The organism is Bradyrhizobium nanningense, assembly GCF_004114535.1.
GTDB classification, from domain to species: Bacteria; Pseudomonadota; Alphaproteobacteria; order Rhizobiales; family Xanthobacteraceae; genus Bradyrhizobium; species Bradyrhizobium nanningense.
Genome location: NZ_LBJC01000029.1, coordinates 86570 through 110552, shown reverse-complemented (window position 1 = coordinate 110552; position 23983 = coordinate 86570). Strand labels below are relative to the sequence as shown.

General features: G+C 65.4%; 24 protein-coding genes. 11 read left to right on the top strand and 13 right to left on the bottom strand.

What is annotated here, in order from left to right; all coding sequences use genetic code 11:
* Nucleotides 1-8 precede the first annotated feature (8 nt).
* Nucleotides 9-1292: an NAD(P)/FAD-dependent oxidoreductase gene (locus tag XH84_RS24790; RefSeq protein WP_128918676.1), complete on the top strand. Its 1284-nt coding sequence runs from the start codon at nucleotides 9-11 to the stop codon at nucleotides 1290-1292.
* A 56-nt stretch (nucleotides 1293-1348) separates the two neighbouring features.
* Here the strand turns inward: XH84_RS24790 and XH84_RS40000 are convergent, their stop codons facing one another.
* Nucleotides 1349-1573, bottom strand: coding sequence for a hypothetical protein (locus tag XH84_RS40000; protein WP_164936152.1), 225 nt, complete (start codon nucleotides 1571-1573; stop codon nucleotides 1349-1351).
* 159 nt (nucleotides 1574-1732) lie between these two features.
* The gene (locus XH84_RS24780) at nucleotides 1733-3322 is read right to left on the bottom strand and encodes a gamma-glutamyltransferase family protein (RefSeq protein WP_128918674.1); all 1590 of its coding nucleotides are present in this window, start codon (nucleotides 3320-3322) and stop codon (nucleotides 1733-1735) included.
* A 115-nt stretch (nucleotides 3323-3437) separates the two neighbouring features.
* Between XH84_RS24780 and XH84_RS24775 the strand changes: the two genes are divergently transcribed.
* Nucleotides 3438-4211, top strand: a complete 774-nt coding sequence (locus XH84_RS24775; protein ID WP_128918673.1) for an enoyl-CoA hydratase-related protein — start codon at nucleotides 3438-3440, stop codon at nucleotides 4209-4211.
* A 139-nt stretch (nucleotides 4212-4350) separates the two neighbouring features.
* Here XH84_RS24775 and XH84_RS39995 read toward each other — a convergent pair whose 3' ends face one another.
* A complete protein-coding gene (locus tag XH84_RS39995; protein WP_164936151.1) occupies nucleotides 4351-4527 on the bottom strand; it encodes a hypothetical protein in 177 nt (58 codons plus the stop codon).
* Nucleotides 4528-4536: 9 nt separating this feature from the next.
* Nucleotides 4537-4770: a DUF6894 family protein gene (locus XH84_RS24770; RefSeq protein WP_094973683.1), complete on the bottom strand. Its 234-nt coding sequence runs from the start codon at nucleotides 4768-4770 to the stop codon at nucleotides 4537-4539.
* Between the two features lie 207 nt (nucleotides 4771-4977).
* Between XH84_RS24770 and XH84_RS24765 the strand changes: the two genes are divergently transcribed.
* The 3 genes from XH84_RS24765 (at nucleotide 4978) to XH84_RS24755 (ending at nucleotide 9100) form a co-directional block, all read left to right on the top strand.
* Complete coding sequence (locus XH84_RS24765; RefSeq protein WP_128918672.1) at nucleotides 4978-7050, top strand: PQQ-dependent sugar dehydrogenase; 2073 nt, start codon at nucleotides 4978-4980, stop codon at nucleotides 7048-7050.
* Nucleotides 7007-7948, top strand: coding sequence for an SMP-30/gluconolactonase/LRE family protein (locus XH84_RS24760; protein ID WP_164936150.1), 942 nt, complete (start codon nucleotides 7007-7009; stop codon nucleotides 7946-7948). Before XH84_RS24765 ends, XH84_RS24760 begins: the two co-directional genes overlap by 44 nt.
* Nucleotides 7949-8074: 126 nt before the next feature.
* Nucleotides 8075-9100 carry a histone deacetylase family protein gene (locus XH84_RS24755; RefSeq protein ID WP_128918670.1) on the top strand — a complete coding sequence of 342 codons (1026 nt, stop codon included), beginning with the start codon at nucleotides 8075-8077 and terminating at the stop codon, nucleotides 9098-9100.
* A gap of 27 nt (nucleotides 9101-9127) precedes the next feature.
* Here XH84_RS24755 and XH84_RS24750 read toward each other — a convergent pair whose 3' ends face one another.
* On the bottom strand, nucleotides 9128-9859 hold the full coding sequence (locus XH84_RS24750) for a 4'-phosphopantetheinyl transferase family protein (RefSeq protein WP_128918669.1): 732 nt from the start codon (nucleotides 9857-9859) through the stop codon (nucleotides 9128-9130).
* 663 nt (nucleotides 9860-10522) lie between these two features.
* On the opposite strand from XH84_RS24750, the gene XH84_RS24740 reads away from it, so the two are divergent.
* Nucleotides 10523-11473, top strand: coding sequence for a DUF6492 family protein (locus XH84_RS24740; RefSeq protein ID WP_128918667.1), 951 nt, complete (start codon nucleotides 10523-10525; stop codon nucleotides 11471-11473).
* Nucleotides 11474-11485: 12 nt separating this feature from the next.
* On the opposite strand, the gene XH84_RS24735 is transcribed toward XH84_RS24740, so the two are convergent.
* Nucleotides 11486-12553: an endo-1,4-beta-xylanase gene (locus XH84_RS24735; RefSeq protein ID WP_128918666.1), complete on the bottom strand. Its 1068-nt coding sequence runs from the start codon at nucleotides 12551-12553 to the stop codon at nucleotides 11486-11488.
* Between the two features lie 309 nt (nucleotides 12554-12862).
* On the opposite strand from XH84_RS24735, the gene XH84_RS24730 reads away from it, so the two are divergent.
* Nucleotides 12863-14299: a lipopolysaccharide biosynthesis protein gene (locus XH84_RS24730; protein ID WP_128918665.1), complete on the top strand. Its 1437-nt coding sequence runs from the start codon at nucleotides 12863-12865 to the stop codon at nucleotides 14297-14299.
* A gap of 238 nt (nucleotides 14300-14537) precedes the next feature.
* Nucleotides 14538-16097, top strand: coding sequence for a L,D-transpeptidase (locus XH84_RS24725; RefSeq protein WP_128918664.1), 1560 nt, complete (start codon nucleotides 14538-14540; stop codon nucleotides 16095-16097).
* Between the two features lie 244 nt (nucleotides 16098-16341).
* Here the strand turns inward: XH84_RS24725 and XH84_RS24720 are convergent, their stop codons facing one another.
* From XH84_RS24720 to XH84_RS24710, 3 genes are all read right to left on the bottom strand, one after another.
* Nucleotides 16342-17154: a class I SAM-dependent methyltransferase gene (locus XH84_RS24720; RefSeq protein WP_128918663.1), complete on the bottom strand. Its 813-nt coding sequence runs from the start codon at nucleotides 17152-17154 to the stop codon at nucleotides 16342-16344.
* A 92-nt stretch (nucleotides 17155-17246) separates the two neighbouring features.
* The gene (locus tag XH84_RS24715) at nucleotides 17247-17786 is read right to left on the bottom strand and encodes a VOC family protein (RefSeq protein WP_128918662.1); all 540 of its coding nucleotides are present in this window, start codon (nucleotides 17784-17786) and stop codon (nucleotides 17247-17249) included.
* Nucleotides 17787-18013: 227 nt separating this feature from the next.
* On the bottom strand, nucleotides 18014-18979 hold the full coding sequence (locus XH84_RS24710; protein ID WP_164936161.1) for a Bug family tripartite tricarboxylate transporter substrate binding protein: 966 nt from the start codon (nucleotides 18977-18979) through the stop codon (nucleotides 18014-18016).
* A gap of 207 nt (nucleotides 18980-19186) precedes the next feature.
* On the opposite strand from XH84_RS24710, the gene XH84_RS24705 reads away from it, so the two are divergent.
* From XH84_RS24705 to XH84_RS24695, 3 genes are read left to right on the top strand one after another with little or no spacing between them, the layout of a single operon-like run.
* Nucleotides 19187-19882 carry a TetR/AcrR family transcriptional regulator gene (locus tag XH84_RS24705; protein WP_128918660.1) on the top strand — a complete coding sequence of 232 codons (696 nt, stop codon included), beginning with the start codon at nucleotides 19187-19189 and terminating at the stop codon, nucleotides 19880-19882.
* Nucleotides 19860-20420 carry a carboxymuconolactone decarboxylase family protein gene (locus XH84_RS24700; protein WP_128918659.1) on the top strand — a complete coding sequence of 187 codons (561 nt, stop codon included), beginning with the start codon at nucleotides 19860-19862 and terminating at the stop codon, nucleotides 20418-20420. Before XH84_RS24705 ends, XH84_RS24700 begins: the two co-directional genes overlap by 23 nt.
* A 1-nt stretch (nucleotide 20421) precedes the next feature.
* Complete coding sequence (locus XH84_RS24695; RefSeq protein WP_164936149.1) at nucleotides 20422-21267, top strand: SDR family NAD(P)-dependent oxidoreductase; 846 nt, start codon at nucleotides 20422-20424, stop codon at nucleotides 21265-21267.
* Nucleotides 21268-21420: 153 nt separating this feature from the next.
* Here XH84_RS24695 and XH84_RS24690 read toward each other — a convergent pair whose 3' ends face one another.
* Genes XH84_RS24690 through XH84_RS24675 form a run of 4 tightly spaced genes read right to left on the bottom strand, consistent with a single transcriptional unit; the run spans nucleotide 21421 to nucleotide 23965 of the window.
* Complete coding sequence (locus XH84_RS24690; protein ID WP_128918657.1) at nucleotides 21421-21930, bottom strand: DoxX family protein; 510 nt, start codon at nucleotides 21928-21930, stop codon at nucleotides 21421-21423.
* Nucleotides 21927-22709: an HvfC/BufC N-terminal domain-containing protein gene (locus XH84_RS24685; RefSeq protein WP_128918656.1), complete on the bottom strand. Its 783-nt coding sequence runs from the start codon at nucleotides 22707-22709 to the stop codon at nucleotides 21927-21929. Before XH84_RS24685 ends, XH84_RS24690 begins: the two co-directional genes overlap by 4 nt.
* Complete coding sequence (gene bufB / locus XH84_RS24680) at nucleotides 22699-23616, bottom strand: MNIO family bufferin maturase (RefSeq protein ID WP_128918655.1); 918 nt, start codon at nucleotides 23614-23616, stop codon at nucleotides 22699-22701. The genes XH84_RS24685 and bufB overlap by 11 nt, the downstream gene beginning before the upstream one ends.
* 43 nt (nucleotides 23617-23659) lie before the next feature.
* The gene (locus XH84_RS24675; RefSeq protein WP_128918654.1) at nucleotides 23660-23965 is read right to left on the bottom strand and encodes a BufA1 family periplasmic bufferin-type metallophore; all 306 of its coding nucleotides are present in this window, start codon (nucleotides 23963-23965) and stop codon (nucleotides 23660-23662) included.
* Nucleotides 23966-23983 lie beyond the last annotated feature (18 nt).

Sequence of the window (23983 nt, the reverse complement as noted above, 5' to 3'; positions counted from 1 at the left end):
TCTTCGCCATGACGCGCCTGCCTCTGCCGCCCTCGCTCTACGCCGACACCGCCGTCGCGCCGGTCGCCACGCCGCCGCTCGACGTCGACAAGAATGTCTCCGTCGCCATCGTCGGCGGAGGCTACACCGGCCTCTCCACCGCGCTGCATCTGGCGGAGCAGGGCGTCGAGGCTCTGGTTTTGGAGGCGCAGGAGCCGGGTTGGGGCGCGTCCGGCAACAATGGCGGCCACACCAATCCGGGCCTGAAGCACGATCCTGATCAGATCGAGGCCGATTTCGGCGCCGAGCTCGGCCGCCGCATGATCGAGTTCGCCTACGGCACGACCAACTTCACCCATGATCTGATCCGCCGCTACCAGATCCCGTGCGAGGCACGGCAGAACGGCACGCTGCGCGCGGCCTATCATGAGGCCAGCGCCGCCGCGATCGAGGCGACCGCGCGGCAATGCATCCGCCGCGGCATGCCGGTGACCTATCTCAACCGCGAGCAGCTTCGCGAGATGACCGGCACCGACCGCTACGTCGGCGCCATGCTTGATGCGCGCGGCGGCGATCTGCATCCGCTCAGCTACGCCCGCGGCCTCGCGCGGGCCGCGATCTCGGCGGGCGCGAAGGTGCATGGCGAGACGCCGGCGCTGTCGCTCCGTCGCGACGGCAACCGCTGGCGCATCGAGACGCCGCGGGCGGTGGTGCATGCCGACAAGGTCCTGCTCGCCACCAACGGTTTCTCCGACGATCTCTGGCCGGCGCTCCGCCGCACCATCGTGCCGGTGTTCTCCTCGATCGCCGCGACCGCGCCGCTCTCCGACGCGGTTGCCGGCTCGATCATGCCGACGCGTCCGGTGCTCTACGAGAGCGGTCACATCACCGTCTATTATCGTATCGACCAGCACAATTGTCTCCTGATGGGCGGCCGCGGGCCGATGCGCTGGATCAAGTCGCCGTACGACGTCGCTTATCTCATTCGCTATGCCGAGCGGCTATGGCCGCAGCTGAAAGGCGTTTCCTGGACTCACGGCTGGAACAGCCGGCTCGCCATCACCGCGGATCACTACCCGCATGTGCATGAGCCTGCCGAGGGCGTGCTGATCTCGCTTGGCTGCAATGGCCGCGGCGTTGCGCTCGCGACCGCGATGGGCGCTCAACTCGCGCGACGGCTGATCGGCGGCGCCAGGGCGGAGATCGACATGCCCATCACCGGCATCAAGCCGATCCCGATGCACGCGTTCTGGCCGGTGGGTGTGACGAGCGCCGTCATCGCGGGCCGGGTGCGGGACCGGCTCGGCATTTGAAGAAGGCGCCGCCCCGGTGATGAGCAGCGCCTTGCATCATTGGCGGATATAGGATGTCAGCAGCGGCCCTGCTTCCACAGGCCGGGCGGGCAGCCGTGACCGCGCCAGCCGACCTTGCGTCCGCGCGACCATCCCGGCGGCGTGCCAAGGTGATGATAACCCATCGAATGACCATAACCAAAACCATGGCCGCCGCCATGGCCGCCCTTGGCCAGAGCTGGGCCTGTCAACGTAAAGCCGGCCGCGATGATCAGCGACGCGGCGAGCGCAAGTTTCTTCATCAATTCCTCCACTGGGGTGAGCGCATTTGTCCGTTTAACGAACGAACTGTGCGCAGCTAAGTTCCCTGCGAATGTGGAGGAGTCGTGATGCTCGCCTGGATGCGTAATCGCGCGAGCGCTCAACGAACGCGGGCAGAATCGCGCAGCGATCCCTAGCCCTCAGGCTTCCGCCACCGCGTCGGCCCAGGGCTGAAAGATCTCGACCGCGCCAAAATTCGTGTCGCCCGCGCGCATCACCACGCTCGGGCAGGCGAACTTTTGCGGCAAGGCCTGCACGCGGGTCTCTTCATAGTCGAAGCGCGAGCCCAGCGTCTTGCGCACATCCTCCGGCAAACGAGCATCGCCGATCACCACCGCGCCTTCGCTGGCGTCGATGCGCGGCTGATGGATGGCGGCATCGAGATCCATGCCGAAATCCATCGCGAAGGACACGAGCTGCATCACCGACGGCAGAATGCGGCGGCCGCCGGAGGCGCCAACGGCGAGGCGCTTGCCGTCCTTGGTCTCGGCGATGACCGGCGTGTAGTTGCAAAGGCAGCGCTTGCCGGGAGCCAGCGAGTTGGTCGTGCCGGGCGTCGGGTCGAACCACATGATGCCGTTGTTCATGGCGATGCCGCTGTGCGGCGTCACATATCTCGAGCCAAAGGACGAGAGCAGCGTCTGCGTCACCGCGGCGATGTTGCCGTGCCGGTCGACCACGGAGAAATGCGTCGTGCAGGCCGGCGCCAGATATTCGGCACCGAGCGAGCGTTTGCCGTCGGCATCGCCCATGTCCTTGAGCCGCTCGCGGAAGGCCGCCTGCAGAGCGAGTGCGTATTCGACATAGGCGGTCGCGTCCGGCGCGCGTCCCGGCTTCAGGCTCTGCTGCAACAGGCGCAGCGCGTGCGCCATGGTCGGCCCGGCCGTGAGCTCGGGCGTCGCATAGACCTTGCCGTCGCGATACGGGATCGCCAGCGGCTCGCGCAAATGCGCGCGGAATGCGGCGAGGTCCTCGACCGACAGCGAACCGCCATCGGCCTTGATGTCGGAGGCGATGCTCCTGGCGAGGTCACCCTGGTAGAAATCGCGCGGCCCAGCGTCGGCAAGATGCGACAGCGTCGCCTTCAGCGTGTCCTGCGGCAGCCGGGTCTCGGCCTTGATGCCCCATGGCGCGCTCGGTGGCAGCCCGTCCTTCAGGAACGCCGCCGCGCTGGCGGGATAGCGCCTGAGATCGGCGGCCGAGCCGGAGATCGTCACCGTGGTCCACCAATCGACCAGCAGGCCTTCGCCGGCGAGCTTGGCTGCCGGCGCGACCAGATCCTTCCACGGCATTTTAGCGTAGCGGCGATGCGCCTCTTCCATCCCCGCGACGACCCCGGGCACGGCGATCGAACCGGGGCCGTGGACGTTGCGATCGTCCTTCACCCGCGGCCACGGAAAGAGATCGGAAGCGGCGCCCTCGCCGCTGAGCGGATAGTCGGCGACGCGCAGGCTCTGCGGCGCGCGCATGCCGTAATCGATCACCTCGTAGCGATTTTCCTTGGCACGGTAGAGCACCATCGCACCGCCGCCACCGATGCCGCTGTTCCAGGGCTCCAGCACGTTCAGCGCCATGGTCGTCGCCACGATCGCATCCACGCAGTCGCCGCCCGCCGCCAGCACCTGTGCCCCGACTTCGGCCGCCCGCCGCGATTGCGAGGCGACGATGCCACCCTTGGACGTGACGGCGGGTTTGCGGACGGTTTGGTTGAGGCTGAACTGATGGGGCATGATGTCGTCTTGATGTTCTGGGCTGTCTTCGTTGCGCTGACTTGCTCCGCGATTGGCGAAGCGCGCGGACAATGGCACATTGCGGCCAACGAGAACATCCAAAGGGAGGCGCAACATGGCTGGTGTGAAACAGGCGCGGGATGGTGCGGTCGGAATCCTGACGCTCGACGAACCCGCAAGCCTGAATGCGATGACGCCGGACCTGCTCGGCGCGCTCGCCGCCGCCATCGGCGAGATGTCGCAGGACGAGAGTATTCGAGCCCTGATCCTGACCGGTGCGGGACGCGGCTTCTGCTCGGGACAAAATCTGAAGGCGTCGGAGGCGCTCGGCGAAGACATCGCGGCCGGCGTGATGCGCTTCTACTGGCCGGCCTTCAAGGCATTGCGCGAATGCCGCGTGCCCGTCGTCGTCGCCGTGAACGGGGTGGCGGCCGGCGGCGGCTTCAGCCTCGCCATGGCCGGCGACATCATCGTCGCGGCGCGGTCGGCGAGCTTCATCCAGGTGTTCAGCCGCATCGCGTTGGTGCCGGATCTCGGCTCGACCTGGCTGCTGCCGCGGCTGGTCGGCCGGCAGCGCGCGCTCGAGCTGATGCTGCTCAACGAGCCGCTGACCGCAGAGCAAGCCCGGCAGATCGGCCTGGTGCGGCAGGTCGTCGACGACGCGAAGCTGATGGACGAGGCGCTGACGCTGGCGCACCGGCTGGCCGAGGGCCCGACGCGCGCTTTGGTGGCAACCCGCCTCCTCGTCGAGGAGAGCGAGCACGCGACCTACGAGGCGCAATTCCGCCGCGAGATCGAGCTCCAGGCGGTGATCCGCAAGAGTGCCGACGCCGTCGAAGGCCGCAAGGCCTTCGTCGAGAAGCGCAGGGCGAGGTTTACCGGGAAGTGAGGGTTACGGCTGCCCTAGCTCCGTCATGGCCGGGCTTGTCCCGGCCATCCACGTTCTCGTGGGGATGCAAGGACGTGGATGCCCGGGACGAGCCCGGGCATGACGAGTGGAGAGACTGTTGGTCGAAAAGCAGGGCCGCTCAGAGCGAGCGGTTCAGCCGGCTGGCCTGATACTTGGCGCGCCATTTCGGGCCGGGCCCGCGCATATAGTGAAGCTCGGGGCGGTAGGGGTCACCGGCGACCCGGATCAGCGTCTGCCATTTGGCAGCGACGAAGCTCAGGGGCTGGCGGAGGAGGCTCAGTGAGGCGATCGACATGGCATCACCTCAATGCGGCTTGCCGAGCATGGCGGTGAAGGGAAGGTCGAAAATCTCCTCGCCGTCGTCGTCGCTGACATGGATCACCCAGTCGCGCCAGTCTTCGTTACTCGGCGTCAGGATCATCGATCGCATGATCTGAGAGGCACGGTCGCGCGCCTCGGTGAGATTGGACACGGCGGCGCCGTAGCGGTCGATCAGCGTGCCCTCGGTGTTCGAGCAGTGAAAATAGACCTGGACCATATGCGCCTCCTGGCGGAGCAACTGGGATGGCAAAGCGATACCACCCGTAGCCTTTGCGAAACATTCGGGTCGAACCCGGTAAGGGAATTTACGGATATTGGTCGGCCTCAAGGTCGTTACAGGTTTAATCACAGGCGAGTGATGTTGAACTGGACGGCATTTCCACGGCATGGAACACCTTTTCGCGGGGAAGTTTGGGAGGCCGCCGTGAGCCATTTCACATCTAAGCGCGAACGCCGAAGGCTGCGCGCATGTGCGGGAGTCTTAACGGCTCTGCTTGGGCTCGGCTCAGTGGCATCATCAGAGCCGCTCCGCCGGAGCGGCTATGCGATCGGCGCGGACACCTGCGGCAACGGCGATCTCGCTTTTGCCAGAATCCAGATCGACATGAAGGCCGGCTTTTGCGCCGGGCTCGTCGCCAGCGAAGAGGATGGCCTCAAGTTTCCGCGGTCGATCGTCCAGGTGCCGGGCCGCGACCTGTTCGTGGTGGCCGACATGGGCGGTTGGGGCCATACCGACGGACGGCTGCTGCTGCTCGATCCGCGCGCGCCGCAGGCCGGGCGGCTCAAGGAGCTTCTGGCGGGAATCGAATATCCATTCGGCCTCGCGATCGGTCCGGACAAGAAGCTTTACGCCTCGACCGCCGAGACGATCTTCCGGTTCGATCCGCTCGCCGACAATCCGCGCGGCACGGTCGAAACCATCATCCGTCACATGCCCGGGCGCCGGATCACGTTGCCCGACGGCACCAGGCTCGAGGAGAGCGCGCATCCGCTCAAGCAGTTCGTCTTCGACAGGAACGGGCGGCTGTTCGTCAACGTCGGCTCGCACAGCGACGACTGCATCACGCCGGCGCCGATCACGAAGCCTTGCGCGGCGGCCGAGGGCGCTTCCGCCATGGCGTCGATCTGGCTGTTCGTGCCGCCTGCGAGCGGCGTCTTCCCGGCGCTGAATCCTGGCGATCCCGATCCGCCGCACACCGTTTATGCGCGCGGCTTGCGCAACTCGATGGCCCTAGTGCTGCATCCGAATTTCCCTGATGCCGGCTACGCCTTCCTGCAGGGCGAGAACGGGCGTGATCTGCCCGATATTTTCAAGCCGAACGAGGAGATCAACGCGATTCTGCAGGGCAGGCATTATGGCTGGCCCTATTGCTACGATCTGTCGACGCCGAGTCCCGAATTCAGGAACGTGCTGCAGGGTGGCGTCTACAAGTCGCTGTGCACGGCAGGCGCGCTCTACAAGCCGCCGCTCACACTGATGCCGCCGCACGGTGCGCCGCTCGCGATGCTCTATTATCACGGCGCCAAGTTTCCAGAGCTCGAGGGCAAGCTGCTGGTCGGCCTGCACGGCTATCGCCCGACCGGCAGCCGCGTCCTCGTCTACGACGTCGATGATCACGGTTTCCCCAAGCCAAGCCCGGCACCGGTGCACTATCACGTCAGCTGCGCGGCCGAGCCGACGCGCAGTTTTCAGACCGACGCCGGCGAGGTGGGGGCCGCGCCGTTCGAGGAGCTGATCGCGGGTTGGCACCGCGTCAACGGCGCGCGGCCGCAAGGCGCGCCGGTCGGCATGACGGTCGCGGAGGATGGCGCGATCTGGCTGATCGAGGACAAGAACCAGAGCGTGATCCGCATCGATCGTGCCGCAGGCGACCCACCGCCACCGCTGCCGTGCGACACGCGCAGCGAGGCGATGATCGACCAGCTTGCGGCCTTTGTCGCCCGGGACGCGCAGAACACCGCCCGGCTCACCACGCTGCGCAGAGGCCTCGTCGAGCGGCACTGCGTCGGCTGTCATTCGGATTTCGGTTTGAAGCCGGCTCGATCGGAGGCCGAGAAGGACAGGGCGGCGCTCCGCTTCATGCTCGCGCAGGACGGCTGGATTTATCCGGGCGACCCCTCGTCCGGCAAGCTGCGCACGCGCCTGCGCGGCATCGGCGCGGAGAAGCTGATGCCGCCGGGCGGCGAGAGCCTGCCGAAGACCGAGCCCGGCTATGCCCGCCTGCTCGACACGATGGATCTGCTTGTTGCGAAGATGATCCCGGGCACGCGGATGCGGATCAAGCCCGGCCCGCCGCAGCGCAAGTTCTTTGGAAAGACGAACAAGGAATGCGGCGAAATACCGGCTGCGAAGGTCGTTGTCGTGACACAAAGGAGCGCTGTAGACAAACCCGGCTTCAGCCAATTCTTCCGGCCGGCCGATCCCTACCTGAATGGCGAGTGCACCGACGGCGATGGCTATTTCATCCGGCAGGAATTTCTGGTGCCTGTGCAGTAGCGTCCTCCTCGTCGTTGCGACGGCGCCCGCGCAAGCTCAAACGAAGCTGTTCGAAAGCGCGCAGGTGACGCCCGCCGGCGAATACACCTTCGGCATCGAAGGCCCGGCAGCCGACCTCGACGGCAATTTGTTCGTGGTCAATCTCGGCAAGCCCGGCACCATCGGCAGGCTGCCTGCGGGCGGTGCGGCGTCGGAGCCATTCACGGCTCTGCCGGAGGGCAGTGTCGGCAACGCCATCCGCTTCGATCGCAGCGGCACGATGTTCATCGCCGACTACAAGAAGCACAACATCTTTGCGATTCCAAAGGGCGCGACCGAGCCTATCGTCTGGTTTCACTCCGATGAGATGAACCAGCCAAACGACATCACCATCGCCCACGACGGCACGGTCTATGCGAGCGATCCGAACTGGAAGGGCAGGGAAGGTCACATCTGGCGGATTGCGAAAGCCGCCGATGGCACGGTGCAGGGACAAGTGATGACGTCACCGCGCACGATGGGCACCACCAACGGCATCGATCTCAGCCCTGACGGCAAGACGCTTTATGTCGGGGAATCCAGTAATGGTCAGATCTGGTCCTATGCCATCAATGGCAACGAGCTGACGGGCGCAAAGCTGGTCAAGGCATTCCAGCCCGACACTGTCGACGGGCTGCGCACCGACGTTACCGGCCGTCTCTATGTCGCGCGCATTCTCAAGGGCACGGTCGCGCTGATGAAGCCCAACGGCGCGGTCGAGCGCGAGATCGCACTCAAGGCCAAGGAGCCGACCAACCTCGCCTTCGGCGGCAGCGATGGCAAGACCGTCTTCGTCACCCAGCGTCAGGGCGGCTTCATCGAGTCCTTCCGGACCGACCGGCAGGGCCGCGAGCACTGCCTCCAGCGCGGGCGCTGCTAGAGCGTGATCTGCTTCCGGCGGAGAGCCGCGCGATAGGTGCGGCATTCTTCTTGCTTGCATCTCGCCGCCGCGGGGACCAAGACTTTCGTGGCACCTCAAAAGAACCTGCGAGCACGGAGTGTTTGAGTGAAAGCCGTCCATACCGAACTGCACCGCAGCCATGATCCGCAATTCTTCCTGGTCCGCGGCGTCGTCAAGCGCACCACCGAGCAGCCGGAGCGCGCCGACCGCCTGCTCAAGGGGTTGAAGGACGGCAAGCACCAGCTCGTCGAGCCGACCAAGTTCGGGCAGGGGCCTCGCGCGCGCATTCACAGCCCGGAATATCTGTCGTTCCTGAGCGAAGCCTGGGACGCCTGGACCGCGCTCGGCGATTCCGGCCCAGAAATGATCGGCAACATCCACCCGGTGCGGCATGCCGCGACCTATCCGACCCATATCGTCGGCAAGCTCGGCTGGCACACCGCCGACACCGCGGCGCCGATCGGTCCGGGTACCTGGGCCGCGGCCTGTGCCGCGACCGACGTTGCGGTCACCGCCGCGCAGATGGTGATGGACGGCGAGGATGCGGTCTACGCGCTCTGCCGTCCGCCCGGCCACCACGCCTATCGTGACATGGCTGGCGGCTTCTGCTTCCTCAACAACAGCGCGATTGCCGCAGGCCAGCTGCGGCAGAAGCACGAGCGCGTCGTCATCCTCGATGTCGACGTCCATCACGGCAACGGCACGCAAGGCATCTTCTACGCCCGGCCCGACGTCTACACGATCTCGATCCATGCCGATCCGGTTGCATACTATCCTTATGTGTGGGGCTATGCCCATGAGCGCGGCGAAGGCCCGGGCCTCGGCGCCAATCTCAACATTCCCCTCGCGATCGGTACCGGCGATGACGGCTACATGCAGTCGCTGGACGTCGCGCGCAAGGCCATCGAGTCCTTTGCGCCCGGCGCGCTCGTGATCGCGCTCGGCCTCGATGCCTCCGAACACGATCCGCTCAAGGGATTGGCCGTCACCACGCCGGGCTTCCGCCGGATCGGCCAGGCCATCGCCAGGATGGGCCTGCCCACCGTGTTCGTGCAGGAAGGCGGCTATCTTTCGGATATTCTGGGTGCGAACCTGACCTCGGTGCTGGCGGGATTCGAAGAAGCGAGGTGAGGCTTGAAGCGCGCTGCCGCGGGGGCGCTATTCAGCCGCTTGCTGCAGCGGCCAGGCATTACGGCTGATGGGAAGGCCTCCGTTCGCGCGGGAGCCATCGGCGATCGCGAGGCGATGCGAGGGCGACGGCGAGCACAGCGAGAAGCGCCAGCCGTCGGGATCGTCGGCGATATCGGGCTTGAAGCTGATTTCGATGGCCTCGCGTGACACCTGCATCGCGAAGGCGTCGAGCGGCAGATTGAGGCCAAAGCCCCTGGCCTTCAGATAGGCCTCCTTGAGCGTCCAGTAGTCGAAGAAGCGCTCAATCGCGGCGGGCTCCGGCAGTCCCCGCAAGGTCTCGACCTCCTCCGGCGCAAAGAAGCGAAGCGCGGTGGACAGCGGCGCCGCCCGCCGCGACACGACTTCGACGTCGACGCCGACGGTCTCATGCCGCGAGACGACGCAGGCGGCGCAGCCGTCGGCATGAGACAGGCTGAAATGCAGCGCGGTCGAGGTTGCGGGCGCTGCGACAAATGGCCGCCCGTAGCGGCCGGCCCCGAAGGACCAGTCGGAGGGCGCGACGTTGGGAGCGACCTGCGACAGCGCCAGGCGCAGCATGGCGTGCGCGAAGATATACTGCCGTCGATGCCGCTCGAACATGAAGCGATCGGCCCGGGTCCGTTCGTCGACCGAGAGCAGCCGTCGGCACGTCTCGACCGCGCCCGGCGCGTCGATGGACTCGATCAGTCCGACAAAGAGTTCAATTCTGTCGTTCGGCATCAATTGGGCCTTTTGCGTCAGGCGGAGGGCAAATCCCTCGTCCTGACGGAAGAAACAACTGAGCAAGAATCAGCCATGCAGACCGCTTCTAGCGGTCCACCCGGGCGAATTCTTGTCGATTTGCAGGCCGGTTTACAGCTGCAAGCTTGTGCGAGACCCCAGCTCGACACGCGAGCGGCCCATCTTCGAAAAAAGTAAAGCCTGAGATTGGTACGGCGTCCCCGGCCGACGAAATCCTACTTCTTCTTTGCACCCAGGAGCTTCTGGAGAGCTCTGCGGTCCTTGTCGCCCAACGAGGTGCCCCTGGCAAATTTGCTGAACCCCATAACACTCCCCCCTTGAAAATAATCGTCCAAATCAAAACGTGCGAATATCTTGCGCGGTGACGTCGAATAATCAAGACGCAACTTGATCATTCACAGCTTTGGCGCGTGAACCCGTAGTCATCCGGGATGTCAGTCGCTCTGGCCGTCCTCGACAGCCGCGCCGCCGATGGGTGGCAGCGCGCCGCGGGCCCCGGCCGCTACGCTTTTGCGGCATCGAGTACCGCTGCTGTCAGATGGCTAACACTTCGTTTCGTTTTACCTTGATTCGAATCGTTGGTTTCCCCCATCTCGCGGCGCGGCTATGAGTGCGGCCTGATGGCCATTTGAGCGCGCGCCCATGCATTCCGTTGCACTGCTGACTGCCAGCTATGCCAAGGATATCGAACGTTTTTCGCTGCTCAGCGAGAGCATCGACACCTGGCTGACGGGATACACGCGGCATTATGTTCTCGTTAATGACGAGGATGTGCCGCTGTTCGAGCGCTTCGCCTCCGACAAGCGGATCATCGTTCCGGCCTCGCGCTATTTGCCGAAATGGCTGTTCGCCCTGCCGCCGGCGCTTCAGTTCATCAGCAAGCGGCGCGTCTGGCTGTCGCTGCTGTCGTCGCCGGTGCACGGCTGGCACATCCAGCAGATCCTGAAGATCGCCGGCGTCCTCAACGCGCCCGAGCAGCGCGTTTGCATCCTGGATTCGGACAATCTGTTCTTTCGCGAATTCGACGTTGGCCAATATGCCGGCGCCGAGAAGACGCCCCTGTTCGTCACTCCGAAGGACATCGGCGCCGATCACCCGCTGCATGGCCTGTGGCTGCGCACCGTCGATCAGCTGCTCGGCATCAAGAACCGCTCCTTCCCCGCCGACGATTATGTCGGCAACGCGCTGGTCTGGGACAAGGACGCCGCGCGCGCCATGACCGCCGCGATCAAATCGGCGACGGGGCTGAATTGGGTCCTGGCGCTGTGCCGCAAGAAGAAGTTCTCGGAATATCTGATGTACGGCCATTTCGTCGCGAACTCGCCCGCGCATCTGGCCGCCCACCGGGTCACCGAAGACAGCATCGCGGTCTCGCATTGGGACGACACGCCGCTCGACCGTCCCGCCATCGAGGCGATGATGTGCGCCGCCTCCCCCGAGCAGGTCGCGCTCTGCATCCAGTCCTATTCCTCGACCTCCGTCGACGATATCCGCGACGTGTTCCGCCTCTCTTCGCGCGATCGCCGGGCTCCGAGCCTTGCACCGGACCACGTCGACGAGGCGGCCGCTTTCGTCGTGCCGAAAGCGCGCTGAGATCCACCGCCCTCAGGCGTCTTTCGTAAACTTGCTGATCACGTCCAGGAATGGCTTCGGCTTGAACTCGCCGTCGAGCGGCAGCGGGCGGTTCGGCTGCTTGTCGGCGCGGGCGAAGGTGCCGTTGATCCAGCTGTAGCGATCCGAAAGGCCCCAGGTCAGGATCGAGCGCACCGGGCCGCTGGTCGAGATCGCCGTCAGCAGATCATCGACGCGCTTGGCGACGATGGCGTCGCGCTCCGCGGGACTTCCCGCCAGCTTCTGATCGTCGACGTCGAGCTCGGTGACGAGTACATCCAACCCCCACGAGCGCAGCTCGGTGACGAATTCAGCGAGGCCGTGCGTGTCGATCTCGAGCTCGGCATGTAGATGCGATTGCAAGCCCACGGCGTGGAGCGGAACACCCTGGTCGAGGAGCTCCATGATGAGGTTGCGATAAGCCGCGCGCTTGGCAATGAACGAGTCCTTCGCGGATTCGATGTCGTATTCGTTGATCGCGAGCTTGACGAAGGGATCCGCCGCGGCGGCCGTGCGGAAGGCGAGCGGAATCCAGCTCTGACCCAGATGCTGCGTCCAGAACGTGTCGCGCCGGTCCTTTGGGCCGCGGGGGTTGTCGGGAATCGGCTCGTTGACGACGTCCCACGACGTCAGCTTGTCCTTGTAATAGGAGGCGACGGTGCCGATGTGGTCGACATAGGCGCGCTCGACGCCGCGGGTCATCTTGATCTGCTTGGTCCAGTCTGGAATGTCGTGATACCAGGCGAGCGCGTGGCCGCGCATCGTCAGGTCGTTGTCCCGCGCGAAATCCAGGATCGCGTCGGCGCGCTCGAAATTGAACGTGTGGGCGTTTGGCCGCAGCATCGGCCATTTCAGCTCGAGCACCGGCACCACCTGCGTGCAATAGGTGCTGATGGCTTCGCCGAGCCTGGGATCGGCCTGCAGATCCCACAGCGTCGCCGCTGCGCCAAAGCCGGGGCGGCGCTGCGTAAGCTTCGACGCCGGCGCCGCGGATGCCGTTGCTCCCGCCGCGAGTGCTGCGGCGCTACCGAGGAGAAATTCGCGTCTATCGAGCCTGATCACGGCAGTCCTTTTCGAACCAACGCCCCCATTGTACCAAGCGGTGCCTGGCAACGCCCGGGTTTCACCCTGTTGGGTTAACCTCTGCCGCCTGCAAGTCACGGTTTCCACCCACCATCGCGCCTTGCCGTTCGCGGAAGGGCAAATTTAACGCTAACGCGCGAAAGCGGCTGCAAGGCTTCCTTTGCCGGCCGATCTGCAGACTTATGTGACAGTCTTGAGCGATGCTGCGGCGCAGTTCGTTCGCCTCGCCAAGGTCCCATTGATTAACGGCCGTCACACTCGCAAGACCGCTACCGGTCCCGTGCTCGCATGCTGAACCGCCATTTCTCGATTTATCTGGTCGCCTACATCCTGCCTGCTGCGGTGGGCTTCTTCGCTGTCACGGCCTATACGCGGCTGCTGACGCCTGCGGAGTATGGCGTCTACGTCGTCGGCATTAGCCTCGCCGGCATTTTGGGCGCGATCTTCTTCGCCTGGATCAAGCTGTCGGTGTCGCGCTATCAGGCGATGTCGGCGGAGGTGGATTTTCGCGGCACGGCGATGGTCGCCTTCGCCCTTACCGTAGCGGTGCTTTGCGCCACGACCCCGCTGGTTGTCCTGTTCCGCAGCGATGTCAGTGTCGAACTGCTGCTTGCCAGCATGTTCGTCGCGATCATGGCCAATGCCGTCGATGTCGGTCAGGAGTTCGAGCGCGCCAAACTGCGTCCCTACCGGTTTGCCGCGATCTCGATCGTGCGCAGCGTGTCGAGCGTCGGATTCGGCCTCGTCGGCATCTGGCTTGGCTGGGGTGGATTGGGGCTGCTTGCTGCGTTCGGCCTGGGGTCGCTCACCGGAACCATCCTGAACCTGGTCGGCGACCGCACCAAGATCGCGCGCTTCCAGCGCAGCCAGTTCATGCAGCTAGCCCGCTACGGTTTGCCGCTGACGCTGGCCGGACTCTCCGTTGCGGTCTATTCGGCCTGCGACCGGCTCATCGTCGCCTATCTGCTCGGCAAGGATGCCGCCGGCATCTTCGGCGTCGCCGCCGATCTGCCGCGCCAGTTCATGGTTATGATCGCATCCAGCGTCGCCGCCGCCACTGTGCCCTTGGTGTTCAGATCCTTGTCAGAGCATAACAAGGAGACGACGCGGGAGCGCTTGACCGAGAGCCTCGAGCTCCTGCTCGTCGTCGTCACGCCCGTCGCGATCTGGCTCGCGCTTGCGGCGGATCAGGTCGCCGGCACGCTCGTCGGCATCGACTTCCGCGCCGGCGTGTCGGCGCTGCTGCCGATCCTGGTGCTCGCCCGCTTCTTCGGGATCGCCAATCAGTTCTACGTGCAGATCAGCTTTCAGCTCGCCGAGCGCCCCTTCATGCTGGCGGCGCAATCCTTTCTCACGCTGGTGGTCAGCGTCGTGCTGATGGTCGCGCTGGTCGCCGGCTACGGCATCTACGGCGCGGCGCTGGCAACGCTCGCGACCGAGGCGATCGGTTTCCTCGTTGCCGTCGTCCTGATGCATCGCGCCCACCCGGTGCCATTCGACTTCAACCGGCTCGCCGGGGTTGTGGTTTCGGCCGCGGCGATGGCGGCCACCATCCTGGTTGCGCGTTCACAGGTCAGCGGCATCGGCCTCGTCGCACTCATCATCATCAGTTTCGCCGGCGGCCTCGCTTATGCTGCTGCAGCCTGGCTCCTCAACGTCGCCAATGTCCGGACACTGTCATTGCGGTTCCTGCGGAGCTTCAACGCCAAGGCTCTGCGCGTCTGACGGGTGTCCTGGCCGGCGGAAGCGGACATCCTGCCGCAGTGACTGCCGCCAGCTTCGGACCAGCCCCAGCTGCAACCGACCTTCCGCCGGCTCGGGCCATCGTATATGAGGGATTTGTTGCCGGGCCGTGCCGAATGTCGCCACAGACGGAACGTAAGGCGGCTGCGAATTCTTAATTGAATGACCGCAATCTGATACATGATCGGCAAGAGCGGGCCGGCATTCGACCGAGGATGGCATGAAAAACCGACTGACAACGGCGCAATCCACCTCGGCAATGCGGCGTTGGGGCCCTCCCGGAATTGTGACGCTGGCGGCGATGGTCGCGTTTGCCGTCTTGACCCCGGCCGGGGCGGCCAAGCAGGCCCGCCAGCCGGTCGAGGCGGTGGCGCCGCGGCAGGCCGGCGAGCCGATCATGGCGATCGTGTCGATCAAGAGCCAGCAGGTTACCTTCTACGACGCGGACGGCTGGATCCTGCGCGCGCCGGTCTCGACCGGGACCACGGGACGCGAGACGCCGGCCGGCGTCTTCGCTGTCATCGAGAAGGACAAGGACCACCACTCGACGATGTATGATGATGCCTGGATGCCGAACATGCAGCGCATCACCTGGAACGGCATCGCGCTGCATGGGGGACCGTTGCCTGGCTATGCCGCCTCGCACGGCTGCGTGCGCATGCCCTTCGGCTTTGCCGAGAATCTGTTCGACAAGACGAACATCGGGATGCGGGTGATCATCTCGCCGTATGACTCGGTCCCGACCGAGTTCTCGCACCCTTCGCTGTTCGTGCCGAAGCCGGAGGCCATCGCCGCCGTGCCGAGCCGTGCCGACAAGCTCTCTGCCGAGGCCGACGAGGCCATTCGGGTCGCCGACGAGGCCAAGAAGGCTGCTTCCGCGGCCGCGAAGGAGGCTGCCTCGCTCCCTGCCGCGCTGCGCAAGCTCGAACAGCAGAAGGCCCGTGCAGACGCCGAACTCGCCTTCGCCGACAAGACGCTCGCGAACGCCAAGACCGATCAGGCCCGCGCCAAGGCCGAGGAGCTGAAGCAGAAGGCGGCAGCCAAGGCTGCCGACGTAGCGACCCAGCTCGACGCCGCCAAAACCGCCGCGCAGCCGAAGCGCGATGCCGTCGCCGCTACCAAGGAGGCCGCGAAGGCCGCCGCGGCCAGGAAGGCCGACGCCGTCAAGGCCGCGACCGACGCGAAGCTCGCGGGCGAACCGGTCTCGGTCTACATCAGCCGTGCGACGCAGAAGCTCTACGTGCGGCGAAACACCCACAAGCCGGCGCCCGACGGCGGCGGCGAGGTGTTCGATACCAGCATCGAGGTCCCCGTCACGATCCGCAATCCCGAGCAGCCGCTCGGCACGCACGTCTTCACGGCGATGGCGAAGTCCGGCACGGGTCTGCGCTGGAGCGTGGTCACGATCGAAAACGGTGACGAGGCCCGCAATGCCCTCGACCGCATCACCATCCCGCAGGACGTGTGGGACCGCATCGGGCCGACCGCATTGCCGCGCTCCTCGATCATCATCTCGGACGAGCCGCTGAGCAGCGAGACCAACTATCGCACCGAATTCGTCGCGGTGTTGAGCGACCAGCCGCAGGGCGGCTTCATCACCCGCAAGCCGACCGCGCCTGCCATGATCGCCAGCGATGACGGCTGGGACAATGGCGGCAACGGTTTCGGCTTCTTCTTCCAGCAGCGCGATCCGTACGTACAGCCGGCCAATCCGCGCCGGCAGCGCGGCCAATATCAATATTATCAGTCGACGCAGCCGATGCAGCGAAGCTGGTGGTAGCACGCGGGGCGCGGCCTAAAGCGGACTGGCTTTAGGTCGAATCGATTGGCGCAGGCTCGTTCATCTCTCCCGCTTGCGGGAGGGGTCGGCGCGTCCCGTGTGATGCGAAGCATCGTCCCGCGTGCCGGGAGAGGGCTTTCTCCTCTTGGGGATTGTCCCATTGAGGATACACCCTCTCCCCAGCCCTCTCCCCCAAGCGGAAGAGGGAGTGTACCTCCGTCCCTCGTCCCATCATGCTTGGCAACTAGGGCCGCGCTTCGATCACCACAGCCTGAATCTTGCCTTCCACCGGTCCGGAGCCGTGGCGCGTGCGGATCGTCTTAGCGACGATGTCAGTCGCGGCCTGAAGCTTGCTGGCATCCCTTGCCTCGATCTCGCTACGCAGCGGCGTGCCCTGGCAGAGCGCGAGTGCGACGTATTCGGGCGACGGCGCGCGGCTGATTTCAGATCGCGTCTCGATCGAGATGTCGCGGAAGCCGGCACGTTCGAGGTCGGTTCTGATGAGGGCCTTGTCGTAATAGCCGTGCGGCGTGCGGGCCATGAAGCGCGGCGGGTCGTCGGGAAACAGTTTGCCGAGCGCGTCGGTCGCCTCGTGCGTGAGCACATTGTCGTCGATGCGGTCCCAGACGTTGAACACGAACGTGCCGTCCGGTTTCAAGACGCGCTTGACCTCTCCGTACGCCTTGATGCGGTCCGGAAAGAACATCGCGCCGAACTGGCAGCAGACCGCGTCGAACTCGGCGTCGCCGAAGGGCAGGGCCATTCCGTCCGCCTGGCGCCAGGTGATGCGATCGTCATCCGCCTGACGCTGTGCGGCGACCGCAAGCATGGGTTCGTTGAGGTCGGTCGCAACGTAACGGATGCCGGGTGGCAGCACTGCTGCCACGGCGCGCGTCACTGCGCCGGTACCCGCGGCGATCTCGAGCAGCACGGAAGGCGAGCGGGCGGCGACGCGTCTTGCGATGTCCTCCGCATAGACGGAGAAAATCAGAGGGACGAGATACTCGTCATAGATTTTCGGAATCGAGCCGGCGAAAACCTTGTCAGTGTCGGACATGCTTGCCTCGCTGAGGGTTCGAATGCGAAGTGCATGTTAGCATGGCTCCCCGCGCGAGCCAGCAACGCCGCGAAATCCACCGGCGATCGATCCTACGACCTCCCGCCGCCGACCTCGCGGATCGGCCGCGTGCCGTCCCAGCTCAAGGCCGCCTGCCGGACACGCTCGAAGAACGGCCCCTTGGTGCCGCTGATGTCCGAAATCTCGATCACCGTGCCCGGATGGGCCTGGGTGTCGAAATAGGCAAAGCGCCCGCGGTCGCCGCCGATCTGGCCCTCATGGCCGATCCTGTAGCCGAGCCCGATCGCCTTGTCGTAGAGCGCCTGGTAGTCGTGGCTCCAGTAGGACATGTGCTGCAGGCCTTCGTGTCCGGCGTCGAGAAATTCCTTGTACAGCGAAGGCGCGTCGTTGCGCTGCTGGATCAACTCGATCTGGAGATCGCCGGAATTGGCCAGCGCAATACTCATCTCGACCGCAGAGTCCTGGCCGCGGTGGCGAAACCAGTCGGTCTTGACGCGGTCCATGTAGTACCAGGGGCCGACGCCCATCACCTCGATCCAGTGCTTCATCGCAGCGTGGATGTCCCGCACCACATACCCGTTCTGGCGCACCGCGCCGAAGATGCGGCTCATGCCCGCGCTCCTTGTTTCAACTCAAACTACCGCATCACTATCACGCAGGACAGCGCGAGGCCGTGGGACGAGCATAGCCTGCATGGTTCGAGACGCCCGCTTTGGCGGGCTCCTCACCATGAGGGTCTGATATCTCGCCACATGATGGGACCTCATCCTGAGGGCCCGCCGCAGGCGGGCGTCTCGAAGGATCGCCACACGCAAGCGGCCCGCCACGTTACTCCTGCTCACTTGATCTCGATGCCGGCGTCCTTTGCAACCTGCTGCCAGGCCGCAATGTCGCGGGCGTTGATGTCGCGCTGCTCCTCGCCGGGCACGAATTGCGGCGTGATGCCGAGCGCCAGCAGCTTCTGCTTCACCTGATCATCGCCAAGCGCCTCCTTCAGCGCCGCCGACAGTCTCTTCGCGATCGGCTCGGCAAGGCCTGCCGGCGCATACATCGCCCAGGACAGGTTGCGGTCGAACGGCACGCCCTGCTCCTTGTAGCTGGCGACGTCAGGCAGGCTCGGCGAGCGCTCGCCGCAGGCGGCCAGCGCCTTGATCGAGCCGTCCTTCACCAGCGGCGTCGCGGTCGCGACGTCGAGCGTCGCCAGCGAGATGTGGCCGCCGAGCAGGTCGCCGGCTAATTTTGCGATGCCGTTGAACGGCACGTGATCCATCTTGATGCCGGTCTGCTGCATCAGGATTTCGGCACAGAACTGCCCGGTCGAGCCGACGCCCCAGCTGCCGTACTGGACCGGCTCACCCTTCTTGGCGAGCGCGACCAGGCCGTTGATGTCATTGGCGGCGAAATTCCTGGTCGCGACCAGCATGATCGAGGAGGTGCCGACGCGGCCGATCGTCGTGAAATCCTTGATCGGATCGTAGGGCAGCTTTGGATAGATGGCGGGGGCCAGCACATGCGTGGTCATTCCGCCGACGGTGATGGTGTAGCCGTCGTTTGGCGACGTCGCGACCATCTGCGTGCCGAGCGTGCCGGCCGCACCCGTGTGGTTCTCGATATAGATGCTCTGTCCGAGCGTCTTGCCCATCCTGTCCGCAAGCAGCCGGCCGACCACGTCACCGCCGCCGCCGGCCGCATAGGGCAGCAGCATCCGGATCTTGTGGGCGGGGTAGGCGGCGGGATCCTCGGCCTGTGCGGGCACGGCCGCAGACAGGATCAGCAGCGACGATGTGACGAGGCGAAGCGTTATAATGGTTTGCCGCGCGGGCAAAAAGCGGGCGAGGCGTGCCATGGCGTTGTCTCCCAATTGCTTCTCCGCTTATCGAACGGAGTTGAAATGCCCCGCGCATGCAGAGCTGTTGCCGCGTCGCGGTCGCGGATCGTCGCATATGATATGAAAAACGAACGATCGTTCGTACGCTTGACTAGCGAACGGTCGTTCGTTAGTCAAGCCATCATGGCTGTCCATACCCCCACCGCTGCGGAAGCAGCCGCGCCCACGACGCGCGAGCGCATCCTCATCGAAGCGCTCGACCTGTTCGCGCAGAGCGGCTATGGCGGCGCCTCGATGCGCGAGCTGGCGCGCCGCGTCGGCATTCGCGAGAGCAGCCTCTACAACCACTTCAGCGGCAAGGCCGCGATCCTGGAGGCGATCGTGGCCGAGCACGGTCCCGCGAGTTCGGCGAGCCGGCTGGAGGAGCCGCGCTACAAGCAGCTCGCGCGCCAGCCCGCCGCGTTCTGCCGGCAGTTTGCCTTGGACCTCGTCGAGCAATGGTCCGACCCGCGCGAACACCAGTTTCAGAAAGTCATCACCGCCGAGCGCAACCGCGTCCCGGGCATCCGCGCCAAATTCGCCGACCATTTTTACGCGCGCGAGCAGAGCCTGATGACGGATTATTTCCGCGGCTTCGCGCTCGCCGGCCTGATCTCGACGCCGGATTCGCGCGAGACCGCGCGGCTGTTCGCCGCTGGCCTGATCTACATCCGCCTCGAGCATTACGTGATGGGCGCGGTGCCGTCTCCCCGAGCCAAGGTGCTCGAGGCGATCGACCGCTATCTCCCCTTCTTCCTGTCGCTGATTGCGGCAGGGGGCGCCGACACCAAGAAACGAAAGCCAAAGGGAGAGAACCGTGGCAAGGCTGCCTCTGATTGATCCGGAGACGACGAGCGGCGACATCCGCGCCTCGTTCGACCGCATGCCAGTCAAGCTCAACATCTTCCGCATGATGGCCCATGCCGAGGCCAACATGATTCCGGCGATGCGGCTCGGCAATTCGATCCTGCACAAGCAGAAGCTCTCCGCCGTCAACCGCGAGCTGCTGATCCTCCAGGCGGCCCAACTCGAGGGCGGCGCCTATGAGTGGCGCCAGCACGTGCCGATCGCGCTCGGCGTCGGCTGCACGCAGGCCCAGGTCGATGCGGTCGAGCGCGGTGACTACGATGCTGCCGCGCTGAATGAGTCGGAGCGCGCCTTGCTGAGGTTCGGGCGTGAAGTCGTCGAGAACGTCCGTGTGCCCGAGGCCATCTTTGCTGCCGCGCGAAAATACTTCAGCGACCAGGAGATCGTGGAGTCTATCGTCGCGCTCGGTTTCTACATGATGATGGCGCGCGTGACCGAGGCGACCGAGACCGATCTCGATCCCGCCGCCGGCATGACGGTCTATGAGGGCGGCAAGAAGTCGAGCGGCTGAGATGACGGAAACCGAGCGCAAACCGGAGCGCTATATCCGTCCGCCGAGCGCGGAATCTCTGGGTGAGGCGCCGGGCAGGGAGCGGCTGAAAGGTCGTCGCATCCTGATTGTCGGCGGCGGCCAGCGCGTGTTTGACGCCGCCACCGATCCGATCGGCAATGGCCGCGCCATGACCGTTCTGTGCGCACGCGAGGGCGCGAAGGTCGCGGTCGCCGATCTCAACTTCGCTTCTGCTCAGCAGACCGTCAAGCGCATCACCGACGAGGGCGGCGAGGCCTTCGCCATTGCCGCCGACGTCACCAGCGAAGCCGATGTTATCCGCATGATCGAGGATGCGCATCGCACCATGGGCGGCCTCGACGGCATGGTGCTGAACATCGGCACCTTCGGCAAGACCGGGCTCGATGCCGTCAGCCCGGAAGAGTGGAACAGGATCTACGACGTCAACGTCCGCGGCCCCATGCTGTGCTGCCGCGCCGCGCTGCCGAAATTCGACGATGGCGGCGCCATCGTCTTCATCTCGTCGATCGCCGCGCTGAAGGCCGGCTCGCAAATGGCGGTGTACGATTCGTCGAAAGCCGCGCTCGGCGGCCTGATGCGCAACATCGCCCATCTCGGGTCGCGCCGCGGCATTCGCGCCAATCTCGTCTATCCCGGCCTCGTCGACACCCCGAACGGCCGCGAAGCCGGCGCCGGCCGCCCCAATCGCGGCAAGGGCCACATTCCGTTCGGCCGCCAGGCCACGGCATGGGAGATCGCCTACGCGGTGCTGTTCTTCCTGTCGGACGAAAGCGTCTACGTCACGGCGCAAACGCTCGCGGTGGATAGCGGGTTGAGCGGGATGTAAAGCGCTCCATCCGCGCGTGCTCACCTGCGATGCACTCGCATCGCAAGTGAGCCTCGAAGGATGGGCTACAGGCGCCCGCGGCCCATCCTTCGAGGCGCGCAAGGGCGCGCACCTCAGGATGACGGAGTGCTCGTGGAGATACAAATCGGGTAACTACCGCGCGTGCGATCGGGCGCGACAGAGCAGGTGGTCGAGCGAGATGTTTCCCGGCCCGTAAGCCATGATGCCGAGCGCCATCGCCGCCCAGGTGAGGTGGATCGGCCAGCCGTCGGGCACCGTGAGCTCGACGATGACGGTCATGAACAAGAGTCCAAGCCCTGCGAATCGTGTACCGAGCCCGAGCACGAGCAGGATCGGAAACATGATCTCGCCGGAGCCCGACAGGAATGCCATCAATGTCGGGGCTGGAAAGTGATAGGGCCCGCCCGGCAGATGCAGCATGAACTCGTCGCTGAACAGCGTCACGGCGGTGTCGTTGAGCCTGAGGAAGCCGCCCCATTTGAGCATGCCCGAGCGCCAGAACGGCACCGCCAGCGCGAGGCGCACCACGAGTTGGACCAGCGAGGGGGTGGCGATCGTCTGCACAAGTTGATTGACCTTGACGACGAGCAGCCAGAGCGACGGCAGTCCGCCGCCCGACGCCATGCGTTGGTCCGTGATCATGATGCGTCTCCGCAAGCAAGCGAGGTGAAGGCGCCGGCTTCGATCAGGCCGGCGATGTTCGCGGCGATGTCGAATTCGGGCGATGCATCCAGTGCCGTAGCGGCAGCTTCGCCGAGCGGCTGACCGGATGCGAGGCAGGCGGCAAAGACGGCGCCGCCGGCCGGAAGGTGCCGCACCGCGACGTCGAATTCGGGCCGTGTGATCAGCGCGTCCTCCGGCCTGGACGCATCGATGCGGTCGACCGGGGCGTCGTCGCGGTTGGCGGCGAAGATCGTGACGGCGGCAAACGGCGAGCGGACGATCCGCATCGCCGGATGCGGGATGAAGACGGCGTCCGCGAGCCGTCCCGGCGCGATCGCCGACAGCCGAGTCGGGAGCAGCGGCGCGGCGTCGCCCGCGTGATAGGCGTCGAGCCAGGCTCGCTCGATGCGCGCGACGTCGGCGAGCCAGGGCATATCTTGCGCATGCTCGTAAGCTTCGATGAACGCGGGAAACTCGCGGCCATACTGGAACAGCAGCGGCGAGGTCGGTGGATTGCTGCGAACATGGAAGCGCGCCATGGCGCGAAAGAACTCGGCGCCGGTGATGCGCTGCACCGCCGGGTAGACCGCGGCCAGCGCGTCGATCAGGCTGACCGTGACGTTGTTGCGGTAGACGTCGTAGCGCCGGCCGGCGGCCTTGCCGTTCGGGCCGGTCACGACCTCAGGCGTGCTGCGTGCCGGATCCAGCAGCGCCGGCGCGAACGAATCGGCGAAGGACAAACTGGCTTCAGGCCGCATGACGTTCTCCTCCAGTCGCCGCGGACTGATGACGGTCGAGGATGGCCTGTGCGGCAGCGGCTTCCGCCTGCAGCACCGGCCAATCCGGAATCTTGCTGTCCCATTCGATCAGCGTCGGCACGGCGCCGCGGCGCCGGATCACGATCTCGTAAAGCTTCCAGACGGCGTCCGCGACCGGGCCGTCGTGGCTGTCGATCAACAGCAGATCGCCTTCGTCGTCGGTCTGCTCGGCATGGCCCGCAAGATGAATTTCCCGGACGTGCGACAGCGGGAAATCCGCGAGATAATCGAGTGCCGAAAAGCCGTGATTGGTGGCCGAGACGAATACGTTGTTGATATCAAGCAGCAGCCCGCAGCCGGTGCGCTGGGCGATGGCCCGGATGAACTCGGTCTCGCGCATCGAGGATTCGCGGAAGGCGACATAGGTCGACGGGTTTTCCAGGAGCAGCGGACGGCGGATCGCCTCCTGCACCTGGTCGATGTGGTCGCAGACGCAAGCCAGCGTCGTTTCGGTATAGGGCAGCGGCAGCAGATCGTTGAAGAAGCTGGTCTCATGGGTCGACCAGGCCAGATGCTCGGACACCAGCGCCGGCTGATAGCGCGCGACCAGGCCGCGGAAGCGCGCCAGATGCGCCTTGTCGAGCGGCCGCGGTCCGCCGATCGACATGCAGACGCCATGCAGGGACAGCGGATGGTCGCGGCGGATCGCCTCCAGCGCGCGATGCGGCGGGCCGCCGTCGCCCATGTAGTTCTCGGCATGGACCTCGAAGAAGCCACGCCGAGGTCCGGCCTCGCGGATATCAGGCAGATGCTCGGGCTTGAAGCTCGTCCCGGCAACGCCGCCGATCGGGGTCGCGAAGCGGAGCGGCGTGGCTGCCGGTCGGGTCGGCTGGATCACCGTGCTCATCGTGCTGCTCCGTTCGTGCTCGCTGGCGACGTCGCGCCGTCCGTTAGACCGGCTTGAGCGAACCCTTCTTGCCGCCCGGCAGCTCGATGCTGGTGCAGGTGCCGCCTTGCACGAATTTCCAGGCGTTGCCCTGGAAGTCGACGGTCGAGGTGCCCTGGCAGGTCGTGCCCGGTCCGGCCGCGCAATCGTTCTGGCCCTTCAGCGCGACGCCGAAGCACTTCTCCTTCTTGGCGGCGACCGCAGCCTCCGCCTCGGCCTTGGTCAGCGGGCCGGCGGCGGCGAGGGTCGCGAGCGCGGTCGATACGGCGCCGGCGAGGACCAGCGAGGTGACGGCATGTTTGGCAGACATCGAGATTCTCCTGTTCGA

Bases quoted from the DNA above. Each gene is read 5' to 3' on its own strand.
- XH84_RS24790 (WP_128918676.1), top strand. From the start codon at position 9: ATGACGCGCCTGCCTCTGCCGCCCTCGCTCTACGCCGACACCGCCGTC.
- XH84_RS40000 (WP_164936152.1), bottom strand. From the start codon at position 1,573: ATGAAGAAACTTGCGCTCGCCGCGTCGCTGATCATCGCGGCCGGCTTT.
- XH84_RS24780 (WP_128918674.1), bottom strand. From the start codon at position 3,322: ATGCCCCATCAGTTCAGCCTCAACCAAACCGTCCGCAAACCCGCCGTC.
- XH84_RS24775 (WP_128918673.1), top strand. From the start codon at position 3,438: ATGGCTGGTGTGAAACAGGCGCGGGATGGTGCGGTCGGAATCCTGACG.
- XH84_RS39995 (WP_164936151.1), bottom strand. From the start codon at position 4,527: ATGTCGATCGCCTCACTGAGCCTCCTCCGCCAGCCCCTGAGCTTCGTC.
- XH84_RS24770 (WP_094973683.1), bottom strand. From the start codon at position 4,770: ATGGTCCAGGTCTATTTTCACTGCTCGAACACCGAGGGCACGCTGATC.
- XH84_RS24760 (WP_164936150.1), top strand. From the start codon at position 7,007: ATGGCTATTTCATCCGGCAGGAATTTCTGGTGCCTGTGCAGTAGCGTC.
- XH84_RS24750 (WP_128918669.1), bottom strand. From the start codon at position 9,859: ATGCCGAACGACAGAATTGAACTCTTTGTCGGACTGATCGAGTCCATC.
- XH84_RS24740 (WP_128918667.1), top strand. From the start codon at position 10,523: ATGCATTCCGTTGCACTGCTGACTGCCAGCTATGCCAAGGATATCGAA.
- XH84_RS24730 (WP_128918665.1), top strand. From the start codon at position 12,863: ATGCTGAACCGCCATTTCTCGATTTATCTGGTCGCCTACATCCTGCCT.
- XH84_RS24725 (WP_128918664.1), top strand. From the start codon at position 14,538: ATGAAAAACCGACTGACAACGGCGCAATCCACCTCGGCAATGCGGCGT.
- XH84_RS24720 (WP_128918663.1), bottom strand. From the start codon at position 17,154: ATGTCCGACACTGACAAGGTTTTCGCCGGCTCGATTCCGAAAATCTAT.
- XH84_RS24715 (WP_128918662.1), bottom strand. From the start codon at position 17,786: ATGAGCCGCATCTTCGGCGCGGTGCGCCAGAACGGGTATGTGGTGCGG.
- XH84_RS24705 (WP_128918660.1), top strand. From the start codon at position 19,187: ATGGCTGTCCATACCCCCACCGCTGCGGAAGCAGCCGCGCCCACGACG.
- XH84_RS24695 (WP_164936149.1), top strand. From the start codon at position 20,422: ATGACGGAAACCGAGCGCAAACCGGAGCGCTATATCCGTCCGCCGAGC.
- XH84_RS24690 (WP_128918657.1), bottom strand. From the start codon at position 21,930: ATGATCACGGACCAACGCATGGCGTCGGGCGGCGGACTGCCGTCGCTC.
- XH84_RS24685 (WP_128918656.1), bottom strand. From the start codon at position 22,709: ATGCGGCCTGAAGCCAGTTTGTCCTTCGCCGATTCGTTCGCGCCGGCG.
- bufB (WP_128918655.1), bottom strand. From the start codon at position 23,616: ATGAGCACGGTGATCCAGCCGACCCGACCGGCAGCCACGCCGCTCCGC.
- XH84_RS24675 (WP_128918654.1), bottom strand. From the start codon at position 23,965: ATGTCTGCCAAACATGCCGTCACCTCGCTGGTCCTCGCCGGCGCCGTA.